This window comes from Microbacterium luteolum, assembly GCF_039533965.1.
In the GTDB taxonomy this organism is placed as follows: domain Bacteria; phylum Actinomycetota; class Actinomycetes; order Actinomycetales; family Microbacteriaceae; genus Microbacterium; species Microbacterium luteolum.
In genome coordinates, this window is the sequence record NZ_BAAAUN010000001.1 from 577,805 (window position 1) to 595,294 (window position 17,490).

Genomic DNA, 17,490 nt, shown 5'->3' on the forward strand with positions numbered 1-17,490 from the left:
TCGGGGATCCGAACCCCGGCTAGGAGCGGACGCGCTTGCGCAGCACGTCGATGCGGGACTGCAGCTGCGTCACGGTGGCCTGCGCGACGGCGGGTCCTCCGCAGATGCGACGGAGCTCGGCATGCACGGCGCCGTGCGGTTCGCCCTTCTGCCGCGCATACAGGCCCACGAGACTGTTCAGCAGCTGACGCTGCTCCTTGAGCGTGCGGTGCAGGGGCGCGGGCAGGGTCGTCGTCTCGGTCGGCCCCGCAGAGGCCTCACGCGCCTCGCGCAGGCGCGACTGACGGGTCTGACGCTGCATCAGCAGCTCATGCACGTGCTCGGGCTCGAGGAGGCCGGGGAACCCGATGAACTCCTCCTCCTCCGGGGTGCCGGGCTCGGCGAGCTGGCCGAACTCCTGACCCTCGAAGACCACACGGTCGAAGTGGGCGACCGAAGACAGCGCCTGGTAGCTGAACTCCTGCGTGAGGGCGTCCGAGGCCTCATCCTCACGATTGGCGCTCTCGAGAAGGGAGTCCTCGAGGCCGTCGTCGTCCTTCGACTGGCGGTCGAGGGCGTGGTCGCGCTCCTTGTCCATCTCGCCCGCGAGCCCCATGAGCACGGGGACCTGCGGGAGGAAGACGCTCGCAGCCTCGCCACGACGGCGCGCTCGCACGAAACGACCGATGGCCTGCGCGAAGAAGAGCGGCGTCGACGATGACGTGGCGTACACACCGACGGCCAGTCTCGGCACGTCGACCCCTTCCGACACCATGCGCACCGCGACCATCCAGCGCTGGTCGCCGGCGCTGAACTTCTCGATCCGCTCCGACGCGGTCGCGTCGTCGGAGAGGACGACGGTCGGCTGTTGACCGGTAATGCTGTGCAGGATCTTCGCGTAGGCGCGTGCCACCGTCTGATCCGTCGCGAGCACGAGGCCGCCGGCATCCGGCACATGATGGCGGATCTCGGTGAGGCGACGATCGGCCGCCGACAGCACGGCGGGCATCCACTCGCCCTCGGGGTCGAGCGCCGTGCGCCAGGCTTGCGACGTGACGTCCTTCGTGTTGTCCTGCCCCAGGTGCGTCTCGAGCTCGTCGCCTGACGTGGTGCGCCAGCGCATCTTGCCGGCGTACATATGGAACAGCACGGGACGCACGACGCCGTCGGCGAGAGCGCGCCCGTAGCCGTAGTTGTAGTCGGTGCGCGAGATGCGCGCGCCGGATTCGTCGGGGTGGTACTCGACGAACGGGATCGGCGCGGTGTCGCTGCGGAACGGGGTCCCCGACAGCAGCAGTCGTCGCTTGGCCGGCCCGTACGCGTCGCGGATCGCGTCGCCCCAGCTCAGCGCATCGCCGCCATGGTGCACCTCGTCGAGGATCACGAGCGTCTTCGCGTCCTCGGTCAGATGACGGTGGACCGACGACTTCGCCGCGACCTGCGCGTAGGTGACCACGGCGCCGTGATAGTGCCTCGCCGGCGCCCAGTCGCTGTTCCGGAAGCGCGGATCGAGACGGATGTGGACCCGCGCCGCCGCATCGGCCCACTGGGTCTTGAGGTGCTCCGTCGGGGCGACCACGATGATGCGATTGACCTCGCCCATGCGCATCATCTCGACCGCGAGCGTCAGGGCGAATGTCGTCTTGCCTGCGCCCGGTGTCGCGGCCACGAGGAAGTCGCGCTGGTCGGCCTCGAAGTACTGCTCCAGAGCCTCCTGCTGCCACGCTCGTAGCTTGTTCGCCGTTCCCCACGGGGCGCGCTGAGGAAAGGACGGAGAGAGCATCGAGTCCACGATAATCGCTCCCACCGACACTGCGGCGCACGCGGCTCGCCGCATCCGGCACCCCTGCCGCGACACGCCGTCGGCGGGGTAGGCTCGTTCACTGCGCTGCGGCCACCGCCCGGCGCACCCGTTCGCGAAGGAGAGCTGGATGACCGACCAGGATTCGACTCGGACCCCCTACATCCCCAACGAGAGCGTGCACCCGTGGCGCCGTTTCGTCGCGGTGGGCGATTCGTTCACCGAGGGCATCGGCGACCCCGACCCGAACGCACCGGGCGCCCACCGTGGCTGGGCCGATCGCGTCGCCGAAGTGCTCGGCCAGCAGGTCGACGACTTCGCCTACGCGAACCTCGCGGTGCGGGGGAAGCTCATCGCGCAGATCGTCGCCGACCAGATCGAGCCCGCTGTCGCCCTGCATCCCGACCTCGTCTCCATCTGCGCCGGGGGCAATGATGTGATCCGCCCCGGAACAGACCCCGATGCGATCGCCGCGCAGCTGGAGGATGCCGTCGCGCGTCTCGCCTCCACCGGCGCCGCCATCCTCCTCTTCACCGGCATCGACACGGGCTTCACGCCCGTCTTCCGTGCATTCCGCGGCAAGGTCGCGATCTACAACGAGAACGTGCGAGCCATCGCCGAGCGCCACGACTGCATCGTCGCGGACCAGTGGGCGCTCAAGGTCGTGCAGGACATGCGCTTCTTCGACGACGACCGCCTCCACTACAACGCGCTCGGCCACCACGAGGTCGCGCGCATGGCGTTGCGGGCACTGAACGTCCCGAACGACCTCGAGGCCATGCAGCCCGAGCCGCTCCCGGTGCGCACCTGGCGTGAGGCGCGCTCCGAGGACTTCGGCTGGGCGCGCGAGCACTTCGTGCCCTGGGTCCTCCGTCGGCTCCGCCACCAGTCGTCCGGTGATCACATCGCGGCGAAGCGTCCCGATGCCTCCCCGATGATCCGGCTCCAGAAGGACTGATCGCCGACGCCCTCAGCGCTTCAGCGCCCAGAGCGCGACCGCTGCGGCGGAGGCGACGTTGAGCGAGTCCACTCCCCCGCTCATCGGGATCGTCACGACGTGATCGGCGCTGTCGATCGCGGTGCGGGAGAGACCATCGCCCTCGGCCCCCATCACCACGGCGACGCGCTCCCGGCGGAGGTCGACGTACTCATCCAGTGTGATGGCGTCGTCTTCGAGCGCCAGAGCAGCGATGTCGAAGCCGGCGGCATGCAGATCCGCCACGGTCTCCGTCCAATCGCTGATGCGCGTCCAGGGCACCTGGAACACGGTCCCCATGCTCACCCGCACGCTGCGCCGGTACAGCGGATCCGCACCGCCGGGCGACACCAGCACCGCGTCTGCGCCGAGACCGGCGGCGGCACGGAAGGCGGCACCGACGTTCGTGTGATCGCCGATGTTCTCGAGGATCAGCACGAGACCGGCGCCCTGGACGACCTCGCGGACCGTCGGCAGCTGCGGACGGTGCATCGATGCGATCGTGCCGCGGTGCACGGCGAACCCGGTGACGGCTTCGGCCACATCATCCGGCACGACATACACCGGCACGTCGAGGGCGCCGACGATTCCCCGGACGTCTTCGATCCGGCGTTCCTGGACGAGCAGGGAGCGGGGGCGGTGGCCGGCAGCGACCGCACGGGCGATGACCTTCGTCGATTCCGCGATGTACAGCCCGTCCGGCGGTTCCCGCAGAGTGCGGAGAGCCGTGTCGGTGAGACCGCGGTAGTCGTCCAGTCGGGGGTCTGCGGCGTCGGCGACGGAGATGAGTTCCACGGGAGCCACTCTGCCACCCGGCGGATGCCTCCGGGCACCGCCCACCCCCGCGACACGTCGTAGACTCGCTCGGGGAGGTCCTGTGAGCGCATCGAGCACTGCCGAGCTGTCGGCGACACTCGCCCAGGCGGCCCGGTTGCTCCGTGGCCGGCGAATCGCTCTCCTGACCGGCGCGGGCATCTCCACCGACTCCGGCATCCCCGCCTATCGCGGCGAGGGCGCGCGGACCCGCAGCGATCCGATGACGATCCAGACATACCTCGGCGACGAGGCGGCCCGGCGACGCTACTGGGTCGGCGGTCACCTCGGATGGCGTGCCTTCGCGCGCGCCACGCCCAACCCCGGCCACGTGGCCCTCGCCGAGATGGAGGCCGCCGGTGCGGTCTCGGGAGTCATCACCCAGAACGTCGACGGCCTGCACCTCCGTGCCGGCAGCTCGCACGTCATCGAGGTGCACGGCACGATGCGTCGTGTGCTCTGCCTGCACTGCGGCCAGGTCTTCGACCGCCGCGACGTGGCGGTGCAGATCGAGGAGCTGAACCCCTGGATCACGGTTCCGGAGAACGTCGCGCTCGCCCCCGACGGCGATGTGCTGCCGGAGAGCACGGAGGGCTTCGTCATCCCGACCTGCACCGTGTGCGACGGGATGCTGAAGCCCGACGTCGTGTTCTTCGGCGAGTATGTTCCGCAGGATCGCTTCCGCGCCGCGGAGTCGCTGCTGCGCTCCAGCTCCGCGCTCATCGTGGCGGGCTCCTCGCTCGTGGTGAACTCGGGCGTCCGTCTCATCGAGCGGGCACGCCGCCGCAGCATCCCCCTGATCATCGTCAACCGCGAGCCGACCCGCGCGGATGCCTGGGCCGATCTCACGATCGCGGCCGGCACCAGCGACGTGCTCCCCGCTCTCCAGGAACTGCTCTCGTGACATTCATCACCCTCATCCGCCACGGCCAGACCGACTGGAACCTCGCCCGGCGCATCCAGGGCTCGACCGACATCCCCCTGAACGACAAGGGACGCGCCGATGCGCACCGCGCGGCCGGTCATCTCGCCGGGACGCCGCACCACGCGATCTACTCGAGTCCGCTTCTCCGCGCGAAGGAGACCGCCGAGATCATCGCAGCAGAGCTCGGGCTGGAGCTCGCGGGCGTCGTCCCCGACGTGCGGGAGCGCGAGTTCGGCGAGGGCGAGGGGATGCTGGTCTCCGAGTACATCTCGACCTACGGCGACTGGCATGCCGAGGTTCCGGGCGCCGAATCCCTGCACGCGGTCGGCGTGCGGGCCATCGCCGCCCTCCATGCGATCGCGCGCGACTCCCGGCGCAGGTCTGCTCCCCTGGCCGAGTCCGTGCTGGTGGTGGCGCACGGCGGCGTCATCCGCTCGGTGATCGATCAGGTCTCCGGAGGCACGCTGCCGCGCGAGGGCGAGGTCATCGCGAACGGCTCGGCGCATCGCTTCGAGGCGTCGCCCGGCTCCCTCCGACTCCTCGAGGAGTCGCTGGTCATCTGATCAACTGACGCGGGCCACGACGGACCGCGCGTGCCGGAGGACCGGCTCGTCGACCATCCGGCCCTCGAATCGGAAGACCCCGCGCTCCTGCTCCGCAGCGGCGAGCACCGCGCGCGCCCACACGACCGTCGCTTCATCGGGCAGATACGCCGCGCGGATCACGGCGACCTGGTTCGGGTGAATGCACGCCGTGGCACGGAACCCGGACGCCGCGGCATCCGTCGCCTCCTCCTCGAGACCCTGCACGTCGTCGAGGTCGATGTGCACCGCGTCGATGGCCGCCTTGCCGTGCGCGCCTGATTCCAACAGCACGCGCGAACGGGAGTAGCGGGCGATCTCGCGATAGGCGCCGCCCGGTGTGCGGGACGACGTGCCGCCGAGCGAGGCCACGAGGTCCTCCGCGCCCCACATCATCGCTGCGACCAGCGGATGCGCGGCGATCTCGGGGGCCGCATGGATGCCGCGGGCCGTCTCGCACAGCGCGATGAGCGAGAACCGGTCGTCGAACGCCGCAAGGCCCTCGGTGCTCTCCGTCTTCGCGACCATGATCGTGCGGAACGGCGTCTGTTCCAGTGCTTCGAGATCCGCAGCGAAATGCCCGGTGCTCGGGGGGTTCACCCGCACGATCACGCGCTCGGGATCGATGTCGGCGTGGATCAGGTTGACCCGCGCCGCGGCCTTCGCATCGGGCAGCACGGCATCCTCGAGGTCGAGGATCACCGCGTCGGCGCGTTCCAGCGCGGTGCGGAAGCGCTCCGGACGGTCCGCTGGGCAGAACAGCAGGGCGGGCCCCAGGTCGAACGACGTCACGCGGATGCCTCCGGAAGACAGTGGACGAGGACGCTTCTCGTGGCGGTGGCGACGACCGTGCCGTCCTGGTTGCGCCCGGTGTGCGCGATCTGCACGATGCCCTGACCGGGGCGCGACGACGACAGCCGCTTCTCGACGATGACGCTCTCGGTGTAGAGGGTGTCGCCCGCGAACAGCGGATGAGGGAAGGTGACGTCGCCGAAGCCGAGCTGCGCCACGAGGGTGCCCTGGGTCAGCTGGGCGACGGAGGCTCCGACCATCGTCGACAGCGTCCACATGGAGTTCATCAGCCGCGCATGGAACGGGGCCTGCGTATCGGCGAACGCCGCGTCGAGGTGCAGCGCCTGCGTGTTCATGGTCAGCGTCGTGAACAGCACGTTGTCGGCCTCCGTGGCCGTGCGACCCGGACGGTGCAGATACCGGGCGTCTGCCGCGAACTCCTCGAAGTAGAGGCCTCGCTGGATGATGTCCTCTGGCATGTCGCCCACGCTACCCGGCGAGTCCGAGCCCTCGGGCGATGACCAGGAGCTGCACCTCGGTGGTGCCTTCGCCGATCTCCAGGATCTTCGAGTCGCGATAGTGCCGTGCGACGGGGAACTCGTTCATGAATCCGTTGCCGCCGAAGATCTGGGTGGCGTCCCTGGCATTGTCCATCGCGGCCTCGCCGGCGACGAGTTTGGCGATCGCGGCCGCCTCGACGAACGGCTTGTCGGCGTCGCGCAACCGCGCCGCGTGGTGCCAGGCGAGCCGCGCCGTGTGCACGCGCGCCCGCATGCGCGCCAGCGTGAACTGTGCGTTCTGCCGGGTACTCAGCGCGCTGCCGAAGATCGTGCGACTCTTCGCGTAGTCGACGGCGGCCTCCAGGCACCCTTCCGCAGCGCCCGTGGAGAGCGCGGCGATCGCGATGCGGCCCTCGTCGAGGATGCTGAGGAAGTTCTTGAATCCGCGTCCGCGCTCGCCCAGGAGGTTCGCCGCCGGGACCCGCGCACCCTGGAAGCTCAGGGGATGGGTGTCGGAGGCGTTCCAGCCGACCTTGTCGTACGGCGGCTCGACGGTGAAGCCGGGGGTGCCGTTCGGGACGATGATCGTCGAGATCTCCTTGCGGCCGTTCTCCACGCCGGTGACCGCGGTCACGGTCACGAATCGCGTGATCGGCGTGCCGGAGTTGGTGATGAACTGCTTGGAGCCGTCGATGACCCACTCGTCGCCTTCCACCCGGGCGGTGGTGCGCGTCGCACCCGCGTCGCTGCCGGCTTCCGGCTCGGTGAGGCCGAAGCCGGCGAGGGCCCGACCGGCGAGGAGATCGGGAAGCAGCTCCTGCCGCTGCTCCTCGGTTCCGAAGCGGTAGATCGGCATCGCTCCGAGGCTCACTCCCGCTTCGAGGGTGATCGCGATGGACTGGTCGACGCGGCCGAGCGCCTCGATGGCGATGCCGAGCGCCATGTAGTCGCCGCCCTGGCCGCCGTACTCCTCGGAGAAGGGCAGACCGAACAGTCCCAGATCGCCCATCTGCGCCACGACGTCCATCGACAGCGTGTGCGTGCGATCGGCCTCGTACGACTGCGGCGCGACGACGGTCTCGGCGAACTCGCGCACCATGGCGGCGAGTTCGCGCTCCTCTTCGGACAGGTCTTCCATCATCAGCTCTCTTCCGTCGTCACACGCGCGACCGGCTGGTCGCGCCGAACCTGATCGCCCACGGCGACCAGCAGATGAACCACGCCGTCATGCGGCGCGAGCACCGGGTGCTCCATCTTCATCGCCTCGATGGCGATCAGCGGCGTGCCCGCGATGACGCGGGCACCGTCCTGCACGTGCACCGCGACGACGCTCCCCGGCATCGGCGCTCGCGCCTCCGGCTCGGTCGCCGACGTGCGTCCGTCATGCGCGGCGAGCCGTCGTCGCATCCGCTCGCGGCGGTCGAGTGGCCGGAGCCGGACGGTCCGCCCGTCCTCGGCGACCCACACGGCACCGTCGGCGTCGACGACGGCGTGCGTGCGACCGCGCGATGCTCCGTCGTCCTCGGACGGAGCCTCGATGATCTCGTCGTCGTCCGTGAGGACGGCGAATGCTTCACGCTCGACCGGAACCGCGCCCAGACGCCAGCCGGGACGATCGCGCCAGAGCGGGCTCGTCCTGACCGGCTCGGGGCGCGACGGCGCTGCCGCGTGAGCTGCCGCGAGCATCGCCGCGGTGGGCTTCTCCGCGGCGACCGGCAGCAGCGATTCGATCAGTCCGGTGTCGAGATCGCCGGCGATGACGCGCGCGTCACGGCAGAGCTGGCGAAGGAAGGAGATGTTCGTGTCGACGCCGAGCACGACGGTCTGGGAAAGCGCCTCGTCGAGCCGACGGAGCGCGGTCGTGCGATCGTCGGCGAAGGCGATGATCTTCGCGATCATGGGGTCGTAGAAGCCCGTGACCTCGCTTCCCGTCTCGATCGCGGCATCCACGCGCACGCCCACAGGAGGGTCGAACAGCAGCACGGTCCCGGTTGACGGCAGGAATCCGCGTTCGGGCGATTCCGCGTAGACCCGCGCCTCGACCGCATGTCCGCGGAGGACCGGCGTCACGTCGAGCGGCAGACCGGCGGCGGCGCGCAGCTGCAGCGCGACCAGGTCCAGACCGGTGACTTCCTCGGTGACCGGATGCTCGACCTGCAGACGCGTGTTCATCTCGATGAAGAACACGTCTTCGGGGGAATCCGCGTCGACCAGGAACTCCACAGTCCCCGCGCCGACGTAGGACACGCTCTCACCGGCCTGCACGGCCGCGGAGAGAAGACGCTCGCGCGTCTCGGCCGGGATTCCGGCCGACGGCGCCTCCTCGACGACCTTCTGGTGCCGCCGCTGCAGCGTGCACTCCCGCTCGCCGAGGGCTATCACGGTGCCGTGGGCGTCGCCGAACACCTGGACCTCGATGTGCCGGGGGCGTCGGATCAGACGCTCCAGGATCAGGGAGTCGTCGCCGAAGGCGGCCGCCGCGACGCGTCGAGCCGAAGCCAGCGCTCCGGCGAGACCCCCGGCATCCGCCACGATCTCCATGCCTTTTCCGCCACCGCCCGCGCTGGGCTTGACCAGGAGGGGGAAGCCGACACGCTCCGCCTCCTCGGCGATCTCGCCGTCGGAGAGACCCCTGGCGTCGAAGCCGGGGACGACCGGAACGCCGTAGCGCATCACATGATCGCGCGCCCGTGCCTTGTCGCCCATGATCTGCAGTGCCTCGACGGACGGTCCGATGAAGACGATCCCACTCTCCGCGCAGGCCTCGGCGAGACCCACGCTCTCGGAGAGGAAGCCGTAGCCGGGATGGATCGCCTGCGCCCCCGTGGTGCGAGCCGCGGCGATCACCGCGTCGATGTCGAGATAGGACTCGGCGGCCGGTGCCGGGCCGATGCGCACGGCCGCATCCGCTTCGCGCACGTGGGGCGCTGCGGCATCCGCGTCGCTGTAGACGGCGACGCTGCGGATGCCGAGCTCGCGCAGCGAGCGGATCACGCGGCGCGCGATCTCTCCGCGGTTCGCGACGAGGACGGTAGGGAAGCTCATGGCACTCACATCCGGAAGACGCCGAAGCGCGGTTCGGGCAGCGGACTGCGGGCGACGACATCGAGGGCGAGGCCCAGGAGGTCGCGGGTCTGCGCCGGGTCGACGATGCCGTCGTCCCAGATCCGGGCGGTGGCGTAGTACGGCTCGCCCTGCTGCTCGTACTGCTCACGGATGGGCGCCTCGAACGACGCACGGTCCTCGGGGGTCCATCCGTCGCCGCGGGCGGAGAGCTGATCCTCCTTGACCGTCGCGAGGACGGATGCCGCCTGCGCGCCGCCCATCACCGAGATGCGGCTGGCGGGCCAGGTCCAGAGGAAGCGCGGCGAGTACGCACGGCCGCACATGGAGTAGTTGCCGGCGCCGAACGATCCGCCGATGATGACGGTGAGCTTGGGCACGCGGGTGCTGGCGACGGCGGTGACCATCTTGGCCCCGTCCTTCGCGATCCCGCCGGCCTCGGCATCCGACCCGACCATGAATCCGGTGATGTTCTGCAGGAACAGCAGCGGGATGCCGCGCTGATCGCACAGCTCGATGAAGTGCGCTCCCTTGAGCGCCGACTCGCTGAACAGCACGCCGTTGTTGGCCACGATCCCGACGGGATGCCCGTGCAGGCGGGCGAATCCGGTGACCAGGGTCGTGCCGTACTCCGCTTTGAACTCCCGGAACGTGTCGCCGTCGACGAGTCTCGAGATGACCTCGCGCACGTCGTAGCCGGCGTTCACGTCGACGGGCACGACGTCGTAGAGCGACGACTGCTCCGTCGGCGGACGACTGTCGAGCACCTCCCAGGCGGGTGTCTGAGGCGGGGGCAGGGTGGCGACGATGTCACGGAGGATCTCGAGGGCGTGCTCGTCGTCTTCCGCCAGGTGGTCGACGACACCGCTGCGGCGCGCATGCAGCTCTCCACCGCCGAGCTCCTCCGCCGTCACGATCTCGCCGATCGCGGCTTTCACGAGAGGCGGGCCTCCGAGGAAGATCGTGCCCTGACCGCGGACGATGACCGTCTCATCGCTCATCGCGGGGACGTAGGCGCCGCCGGCCGTGCAGGAGCCGAGGACGGCGGCGAGCTGCGGGATCCGCTCCGCGGACATCCGCGCCTGGTTGAAGAAGATGCGTCCGAAGTGCTCGCGATCGGGGAACACCTCGTCCTGCTTCGGCAGGAAGGCGCCGCCCGAATCGACGAGGTAGAGGCACGGGAGGCGGTTCTCGAGCGCGATCTCCTGCGCGCGGAGGTGCTTCTTCACCGTCAGCGGGTAGTACGTGCCGCCCTTGACGGTCGCGTCGTTGCAGACCACCATCACGTGGCGGCCGTGGACGAGGCCGATGCCCGCGATGACCCCCGCGCCGGGAGCCTCTCCCCCGTACAGCCCGTCCGCGGCGAGCGGTGCGACCTCGACGAAGGGGCTGCCCTCATCGAGGAGGCGTGCCACGCGATCCCGCGGGAGCAGCTTTCCCCGGGCCAGATGGCGTTCACGGGACGCCTCGGGTCCCCCGCGCGCCGCTGTCGCAAGGCGCGCCCGCAGTTCGTCGGCGAGCGACTCCTGGGTTGCCGGCATCGTGATGTCCTCCTCGACCCACGTCGCGCCGGTCGATGGCCCTGGCGCGTGCATGCATTCTCGGTTAGTGTTCACTAACCCGTTGATTCAGGTTAGCGAGGATTAACTGAGATGACAAGCCCGGTCACCGCCCGAGACCGCGCGAAGGCCGAGCGCTCCGACGCGATCCTTCACGCCGCCGCTCGGCTCTTCGCCGAGCGCGGCTACACGGGCGTCAGCCTCGAGGACATCGGCGCCGCGGTCGGCGTGTCGGGTCCCGCCGTGTACCGCCACTTCGCCGGCAAGCAGGCACTGCTCGGCGCGGTCCTGGTGAAGGTCAGTCAGGACCTGGTCCACGGCGGTCAGCGGGTCGCGGACAGCGCGTCGACACCCGACGAGCGGATGCCGGCGCTGATCCGGTTCCACGTGGACTTCGCGCTCGGGAACGCCGAGGTCATCCAGGTGCAGGATCGTGATGTCGCGCACCTCTCCGAGGCGGATCGCGCGGAGGTCCGGCGCCTGCAGCGCGCCTACATCGAACTCTGGATGGTCGTGCTGGCGCCTCTCCACCCGACTGCTGAGGACTCCCCCGCTCACCGCGATGAGCTGAGGCTCCGCGTGCAGGCCTGCTTCGGCCTCATCAACTCCACCCCGCACAGCACACGGGCCGCCGCTCGACGGCACGCCGCCACCGCGAGCGTCCTCGTCGCGATGGCGGATGCCGCTTTGCGCGCCGCTATCTGAAGAGCATCGCGCGGCCCGGCTCCTGAAGGACATCCGCGACGTCCTTCAGGAATCGGGCGCCCTCGGCCCCGTCCACGAGCCGATGGTCGAACGAGAGGCTCAGCGTCATCATCTGGCGCAGAGCGATCTCACCGCGGTACTCCCACGGCTGCCGGCGCACGGCGCCGACGGCGAGGATGCCGGACTGCCCGGGCGGAAGGATGGGCGTCCCCGCGTCCACGCCGAACACGCCGATGTTGGAGATCGAGAAGGTGCCGCCGGCGAGCTCCGCCGGCGACGTCTTGCCGGATCGAGCCGTCTCGGCGAGAGCCTTCAGAGCCCCGGCCAGTCCGGTGAGGCTCAGCTGATCCGCGTCGCGGATGTTGGGGACGATCAGCCCTCGGTCCGTGGCCGCGGCGATGCCGAGATCGACGAAGTTGTGCTGGACGATCTCGCCTGCCGCCTCATCCCAGCGGGAGTTCAGCCCCGGGGTGCGCCCGAGTGCGAGACACACCGCTTTCGCGATGACGGCGAGCGGCCCGATCCGGTGTTCGCTGAGCGACCGGTCTTCGCGCAGACTCGCCAACAGGTCCATGGTCGCCGTCACGTCGACGGTGTGGAAGACCGTGACGTGCGGGGCCGTGAAAGCGCTCTGCACCATCGCGGCGGCCGTGTGCTTGCGGACGCCGCGGATGGGGATGCGGGTCTCGCGTTCCCCCTCCTGCGCGACCGCGAACAGCGCGGCGGGCGTAGCCGGAGCCGCCGGCTCCCCCAGCGCCGGCGCGGTGACTGCCGCGGAGACCACGCCGACGCGCTCCGCGTAGGCGTCGACGTCGTTGCGGGTGATCAGCCGATCGCCGACCTCCGCCGCGACCAGAACCAGATCGATGCCGAGCCGCTTGGCATGCGCACGCACCGGTGGTGTGGATCGGGGGCGCTCGATCACGGTGTCGGTGCTCGCCGCAGGTGTGGCATCGTGCGGCGCCGCCTCGAGCACCGCCGTGTCCGAGACCGCGGATGCCGCGCCTGCACGACGCGCGCGCCGGCCAGGACGACCGGCGCTGGTCGGCGCGGCACCGTATCCGACGAGGTTCGGCTGCGCCTTCTCCCCCGCATCGTCCTGAGGGGCCGGCTCATCGTCGCCCTCCACGTCGAAATCGATCAGCGGGGCGCCGACGGCCACGGTCTGACCCGCTTCGGCGTGCAGCGTCGCGACTGTTCCCTCGTAGGGGGAAGGCAGCTCCACCACGGCCTTCGCGGTCTCGACCTCGGCGAGCGTCTGGTTCAGGGTCACCGCATCGCCGGGGGCGACGAGCCACTGCACGACCTCCGCCTCGGTGAGGCCTTCACCGAGGTCCGGCAGGCGGAACTCCGCGTTCATGCGTCTGCTCCCGTCAAGCTGTTCGGCCGGTCCAGCACGCGGTCCACCGCGTCGAGGAGTCGGTCGAGGTCGGGCAGGTGGTACTTCTCGAGCTTCGCGGGGGGATACGGGATGTCGTGTCCGGTGACGCGGAGCGGTGCCGACTCGAGGTACTCGAAGCAGCGTTCCGTGATGCTCGCGATCACCTCGGCGGCGACGCCCGCCTCACGCGAGGCCTCGTGTGCCACGACGACCCGTCCGGTCTTGCGAACGGATGCCGCGACCGAGTCGTAGTCGATCGGGGAGAGCGAGCGCAGGTCGATGACCTCGAGCGAGATGCCCTCGTCCTCCGCGGCATCCGCCGCCTGGAGGGCGGTCGACACCATGGCGCCGTAGGTGATCAGAGTGGCATCGGAACCGGCGCGCACGACGCGCGCGAGCCCCATCGGCGACGCATCGGCGAGAGGGGCTGCGAGGTCGACCTCGCCCTTGTGGTGGTACAGGCGCTTGGGCTCGAAGAAGATCACGGGATCATCGCTGGCGATGGCCTGGCGCAGACTGCGGTAGGCGTCCTCCGGGTTGGACACCGCGATGACGCGGAGTCCGGCGGTGTGCACGAAGTAGGCCTCGGGCGATTCGGAGTGGTGCTCGGCCGCACCGATCCCACCCGCCCACGGGATGCGGATGGTGATCGGCATCTTCGCCCGCCCCTGCGTGCGGTAGTGGAGCTTGGCGACCTGCGCGACGATCTGGTCGAACGCCGGGTACACGAATCCGTCGAACTGGATCTCGACGACCGGACGGTAGCCGCGGAAGGCGAGTCCGACCGCCATTCCGACGATGCCCGACTCCGCGAGCGGGGTGTCGATCACGCGAGAGGCACCGAACTCGTCGAGCAGTCCGTCGGTGATGCGGAAAACTCCGCCGAGCTTGCCGATGTCCTCACCGAGGAGGACGACCTTGTCGTCGTCACGCATGGCCTGGCGGAGACCTGCTCCGAGGGCCTTGCCGAGAGTCATCTCCGTCATGGTCACGCCTCCACCTCGAACGTCGCGAGGTAGGCCGCGTACTCGTCGCGCTGGCGCTCGAGCCCCGTGTGCGGCTCGGCGTACACACCATCGAAGACGGCGAGCGGCGGGCGGGTGACCATGCCGAGGCAGGCCGCGCGCATCTCCTTGGCGACGGCATCCGCGGCAACCTGCGTCTCGGCGACGTGCGCGTCGCTGAACTCCCCCGTGCTCCGCAGGTACTGCTCGAGCCGCGCGATGGGGTCGCGGCGGCGCCAGGATTCGAGCTCGGCGTCGTCACGGTAGCGCGTCGGGTCGTCCGCGGTCGTGTGCGGTCCCATCCGATAGGTCACGGCCTCGATGTACGCGGGTCCCTTGCCGGAACGCGCGTGGTCGAGGGCCCAGCGCATCGCCGCCATGCACGCCAGCACATCGTTGCCGTCGACGCGCAGGCTCGGGATGCCGAAGCCCGGCGCGCGCCCGGCGATCGGGAACTGCGACTGCACCGCCACGGGCTCGGAGATCGCCCAGTGGTTGTTCTGGCAGACGAAGACGACGGGAGCCTGGTAGGAGGACGCGAAGATCATGGCCTCGTTGACGTCGCCCTGGCTGGTCGCGCCGTCGCCGAAGTACGTCACGGCGACCTCGTCCGCGCCCTCGTGGCGGATGCCCAGGGCGTAGCCGACCGCGTGCAGCGTCTGCGCGCCGATGATGATCTGGAGCGGGGCCACGCGGAGCGCCTCCGGGTCGTGTCCTGCGCCCTCCTCACCGCGCCACATGCGGACGTAGTCTCCGGGCTGCGCTCCACGGGCGTAGATGACGCCGGTCTCGCGGTAGCTCGGGAAGACGTAGTCCTGCGGGGCCAGTGCCCTGGCGGTGCCGATCTGCGTCGCCTCCTGGCCCTGGCACGGCGCCCAGAGGCCGAGCTGACCCTGCCGCTGGAGCGCGACGCCTTCGGAGTCGATGCGGCGGAGGATCACCATGTCGCGGTGCAGGGCGCGCAGCTGCGCGGCATCCACATCGGCCACGAAGGAGTCCAGTCGGGGGTTCACGATGCGCGATCCGTCCGGGGCCAGGATGCGCTCGGAGAGCTCCAGATCCTGTGCGGTGTCTGCGATGGGCGTGATCTGCGGTGACATCATCGTCCTCCAAGTCCTCAGCGACCCTCGTGGGGTACTCGCGGCGGCACCGGCGACATCACCGGCCTGCTCTGAGGCTACGTCTGCTCAACACCTCGCTCAAGCAATTGCGATGCGCTTGAGCATGTTGCTCAATTTCGGCGATCTGGCGCCTGCTAAGGTTTGGCACTATGCCTGGACTGGACCGCATCGATCTCGAACTCCTCGCCGCACTCGCCGACGACCCGCGCATCACGATCGTCGCGCTGGCCGAGAACCTCAAGCTCTCGCGCAACACGATCCAGGCCCGGATGGCGCGTCTCGAGCAGACGGGGGTCTTCCTCTCCTACGAGCGGTCCTTCTCCCCCGATGTGCTCGGCTTCCCGCTGCAGGCGTTCGTCAACATCGGCGTCCGGCAGCCCGAGCTGCCTCGCATCATCAACGAGCTCGCGCGCATCCCCGAGATCGTCCAGGCTCACGGTCTGAGCGGTTCGATCGACCTTCTCGCGCGCGTGGCCTGCCGCGACGCCAGACACCTCTTCGATACCGACGCCCGGATCCTGTCGATCGAAGGCGTCGAGAGGACCGAGACCTCGCTCGCGATGGGCGAGGTGATCCCGTTCCGGGTCGCCGGCCTCATCGGCCTCGCGCGACGGGAATCCTGAGGAATCGGCGAACAGCCCCGGCGGCCTCGGCCGGGGTCTCGTAGTGGATGAGATGCCCGACGTGGGCGATCTCCACCAGCGTCGCGTCGTTGAACAGCGCGGCCAGCGTCCGCTCGGCCTCGATCGGCGTGATGTCGTCGCGCTCGGCGGCGACCAGGAGCGTCGGAACCTCGATGTCCGAGGCGAACTCCCGCACGTCGTGCGACACGCTCGCCACGAACGCGTCGCGCAGCACGTCCCGGTCGGAGAACCGCGAGAAGTACGTGTCGTGCTGGTCGTGGATGAAACGCCGTAGCGCCGCATCCTTCGTCTTCGCCATCGTGATGCTCATCACCCGCACGATGACCCGGTTCCGCAGCAGTGCGGTCCCGATCCGCTCCGGAAGGCGGGCACCGAGCGCGTAGTAGAGCACGGCGAGACGCGTCATGAGCCCCTTCGGACCTTCCAGAGCCGGGGCGCCGATCGGATTGAGCAGGATGAGGCGCGGCGTCGCCAGGCCGCCGGCGACCGCGGCGGCCGTCACGATGGAGCCGAAGGAGTGGCCGAGGATGACAGCTCCCGGCGCGACGGCGGCGGTGAACTCGGTCAGCCACGCTGCGTACTCGTCGAGGTCGTGCGTGCGTCCGGGAAGCGGCGCGGACTCGCCGAACCCCGGCAGGTCGGGGGCGATCACCCGCACCTCGGGAAGGTAGGCGAGCACGGGCTCGAGGCCGTGATGTTCGCCGCGGAAACCGTGCACCGCCACGACGGTGGTGTCGGCATCCGCCGGTCCGTACTCCCAGTACGCGGTCACGCCGCCGCGCACGGCGACCTCGTGCCGCTGCACCGGCAGGCGGCGGAGTCGGTCGGCGTAGGGCGATGGCACCGTCATGCTCCGAGTCTACGAGCCGCAGTGCGCCTTCTCCTGAATGTCTGACGGCGGCTCTACGGTGAAGGCATGTCACCCGGTCCTGCGCTTCCCGCCTGGCTCACCCGTGTCGCGGTGTTCGACCTGGAGACGACCGGCATCGATGTCGCCTCCGACCGCGTGGTCACCGCTCACGTCGGGGTCCTCGATGCTGAGGGACGACAGATCGCGGCGCGCTCCTGGCTCGCCGACCCGGGGATCGTGATTCCCGACGGCGCGACGGCGGTGCACGGCATCACCACCGGATACGCACGCGAGTACGGCCGCCCCGCAGGCGAGGTCATCGCCGAGGTCACGTCCGCCCTGCGCTCCCTCCTCGATCAGGGCGTGCCGGTCGTCGCCTATAACGCCGCCTACGACTTCTCCCTGCTCGCCCATGACGCCACCAGGCACGGGATCGAACCGCTCGTCGATCCCGCCCCCGTGATAGATCCCTTCGTCATCGACAAGGCCTACGACCGCTACCGTCGTGGCAAACGCACCCTCGAGGTCGTCGCCGAGCACTACGCCGTCCCTCTCGACGATGCGCATGAGGCGTCGGCCGATGCGATCGCCGCCGGGCGGGTGGCTCAGGCGCTCGCGCGCCAATTCTCGCTGCCGCCGACGCTGACCGAACTGCACACCCGTCAGATCGGCTGGGCCCGCTCGCAGGCCGCGAGCCTGACGGAGTACTTCATCAGCGTCGGCCGACTCGAGCCCGAAGAGCACCTCGACGGCAGCTGGCCCGTGCGCGCCTCTCCTCCGACGACGGATTGAGCGT

General features: G+C 69.8%; 17 protein-coding genes. 6 read left to right on the forward strand and 11 right to left on the reverse strand.

The genetic code is table 11. The annotated features are described in order from the left end of the window. Nucleotides 1-19: 19 nt before the first annotated feature. Entirely contained in the window at nucleotides 20-1,762 is a 1,743-nt protein-coding gene (locus tag ABD648_RS02810; protein ID WP_282217204.1) for a DEAD/DEAH box helicase, read from the reverse strand. Nucleotides 1,763-1,910: 148 nt separating this feature from the next. On the opposite strand from ABD648_RS02810, the gene ABD648_RS02815 reads away from it, so the two are divergent. Continuing rightward, on the forward strand, nucleotides 1,911-2,738 hold the full coding sequence (locus ABD648_RS02815) for an SGNH/GDSL hydrolase family protein (RefSeq protein WP_282217205.1): 828 nt from the start codon (nucleotides 1,911-1,913) through the stop codon (nucleotides 2,736-2,738). Between the two features lie 12 nt (nucleotides 2,739-2,750). On the opposite strand, the gene ABD648_RS02820 is transcribed toward ABD648_RS02815, so the two are convergent. Then, nucleotides 2,751-3,551 (reverse strand): TrmH family RNA methyltransferase, encoded by an 801-nt coding sequence (locus tag ABD648_RS02820; protein WP_282217206.1) that lies wholly within the window; start codon nucleotides 3,549-3,551, stop codon nucleotides 2,751-2,753. Between the two features lie 82 nt (nucleotides 3,552-3,633). Here ABD648_RS02820 and ABD648_RS02825 point away from each other — a divergent pair, with 82 nt between their 5' ends. Continuing rightward, the gene (locus ABD648_RS02825) at nucleotides 3,634-4,473 is read left to right on the forward strand and encodes a Sir2 family NAD-dependent protein deacetylase (RefSeq protein WP_282217207.1); all 840 of its coding nucleotides are present in this window, start codon (nucleotides 3,634-3,636) and stop codon (nucleotides 4,471-4,473) included. After that, nucleotides 4,470-5,057, forward strand: coding sequence for a histidine phosphatase family protein (locus tag ABD648_RS02830; protein WP_282217208.1), 588 nt, complete (start codon nucleotides 4,470-4,472; stop codon nucleotides 5,055-5,057). The genes ABD648_RS02825 and ABD648_RS02830 overlap by 4 nt, the downstream gene beginning before the upstream one ends. On the opposite strand, the gene ABD648_RS02835 is transcribed toward ABD648_RS02830, so the two are convergent. Genes ABD648_RS02835 through ABD648_RS02855 form a run of 5 tightly spaced genes read right to left on the reverse strand, consistent with a single transcriptional unit; the run spans nucleotide 5,058 to nucleotide 10,971 of the window. Next, nucleotides 5,058-5,873 (reverse strand): HpcH/HpaI aldolase/citrate lyase family protein, encoded by an 816-nt coding sequence (locus tag ABD648_RS02835; protein ID WP_282217486.1) that lies wholly within the window; start codon nucleotides 5,871-5,873, stop codon nucleotides 5,058-5,060. Beyond that, nucleotides 5,864-6,346, reverse strand: a complete 483-nt coding sequence (locus ABD648_RS02840; protein WP_282217209.1) for a MaoC family dehydratase — start codon at nucleotides 6,344-6,346, stop codon at nucleotides 5,864-5,866. Before ABD648_RS02840 ends, ABD648_RS02835 begins: the two co-directional genes overlap by 10 nt. A gap of 10 nt (nucleotides 6,347-6,356) precedes the next feature. Continuing rightward, on the reverse strand, nucleotides 6,357-7,505 hold the full coding sequence (locus tag ABD648_RS02845) for an acyl-CoA dehydrogenase family protein (protein WP_282217487.1): 1,149 nt from the start codon (nucleotides 7,503-7,505) through the stop codon (nucleotides 6,357-6,359). Between the two features lie 2 nt (nucleotides 7,506-7,507). Further along, the gene (locus ABD648_RS02850; protein ID WP_282217210.1) at nucleotides 7,508-9,412 is read right to left on the reverse strand and encodes an acetyl/propionyl/methylcrotonyl-CoA carboxylase subunit alpha; all 1,905 of its coding nucleotides are present in this window, start codon (nucleotides 9,410-9,412) and stop codon (nucleotides 7,508-7,510) included. 5 nt (nucleotides 9,413-9,417) lie between these two features. Continuing rightward, nucleotides 9,418-10,971, reverse strand: coding sequence for a carboxyl transferase domain-containing protein (locus ABD648_RS02855; protein ID WP_282217211.1), 1,554 nt, complete (start codon nucleotides 10,969-10,971; stop codon nucleotides 9,418-9,420). A 111-nt stretch (nucleotides 10,972-11,082) separates the two neighbouring features. On the opposite strand from ABD648_RS02855, the gene ABD648_RS02860 reads away from it, so the two are divergent. Continuing rightward, nucleotides 11,083-11,694, forward strand: a complete 612-nt coding sequence (locus ABD648_RS02860; RefSeq protein ID WP_282217212.1) for a TetR/AcrR family transcriptional regulator — start codon at nucleotides 11,083-11,085, stop codon at nucleotides 11,692-11,694. On the opposite strand, the gene ABD648_RS02865 is transcribed toward ABD648_RS02860, so the two are convergent. From ABD648_RS02865 to pdhA, 3 genes are read right to left on the reverse strand one after another with little or no spacing between them, the layout of a single operon-like run. Then, nucleotides 11,687-13,054: a dihydrolipoamide acetyltransferase family protein gene (locus ABD648_RS02865; RefSeq protein WP_282217213.1), complete on the reverse strand. Its 1,368-nt coding sequence runs from the start codon at nucleotides 13,052-13,054 to the stop codon at nucleotides 11,687-11,689. The two genes, ABD648_RS02860 and ABD648_RS02865, sit on opposite strands and share 8 nt — an antisense overlap. Beyond that, on the reverse strand, nucleotides 13,051-14,061 hold the full coding sequence (locus tag ABD648_RS02870; protein ID WP_282217214.1) for an alpha-ketoacid dehydrogenase subunit beta: 1,011 nt from the start codon (nucleotides 14,059-14,061) through the stop codon (nucleotides 13,051-13,053). The genes ABD648_RS02865 and ABD648_RS02870 overlap by 4 nt, the downstream gene beginning before the upstream one ends. A 2-nt stretch (nucleotides 14,062-14,063) precedes the next feature. Continuing rightward, nucleotides 14,064-15,179, reverse strand: coding sequence for a pyruvate dehydrogenase (acetyl-transferring) E1 component subunit alpha (gene pdhA / locus ABD648_RS02875; RefSeq protein WP_282217488.1), 1,116 nt, complete (start codon nucleotides 15,177-15,179; stop codon nucleotides 14,064-14,066). Between the two features lie 170 nt (nucleotides 15,180-15,349). Between pdhA and ABD648_RS02880 the strand changes: the two genes are divergently transcribed. Then, nucleotides 15,350-15,823 carry an Lrp/AsnC family transcriptional regulator gene (locus ABD648_RS02880; RefSeq protein ID WP_282217215.1) on the forward strand — a complete coding sequence of 158 codons (474 nt, stop codon included), beginning with the start codon at nucleotides 15,350-15,352 and terminating at the stop codon, nucleotides 15,821-15,823. Here the strand turns inward: ABD648_RS02880 and ABD648_RS02885 are convergent. Continuing rightward, a complete protein-coding gene (locus tag ABD648_RS02885; RefSeq protein ID WP_282217216.1) occupies nucleotides 15,795-16,694 on the reverse strand; it encodes an alpha/beta fold hydrolase in 900 nt (299 codons plus the stop codon). The genes ABD648_RS02880 and ABD648_RS02885 overlap by 29 nt on opposite strands. A gap of 66 nt (nucleotides 16,695-16,760) precedes the next feature. Between ABD648_RS02885 and ABD648_RS02890 the strand changes: the two genes are divergently transcribed. Continuing rightward, entirely contained in the window at nucleotides 16,761-17,486 is a 726-nt protein-coding gene (locus ABD648_RS02890; protein ID WP_282217217.1) for a 3'-5' exonuclease, read from the forward strand. The last annotated feature ends 4 nt before the right edge of the window (nucleotides 17,487-17,490 follow it).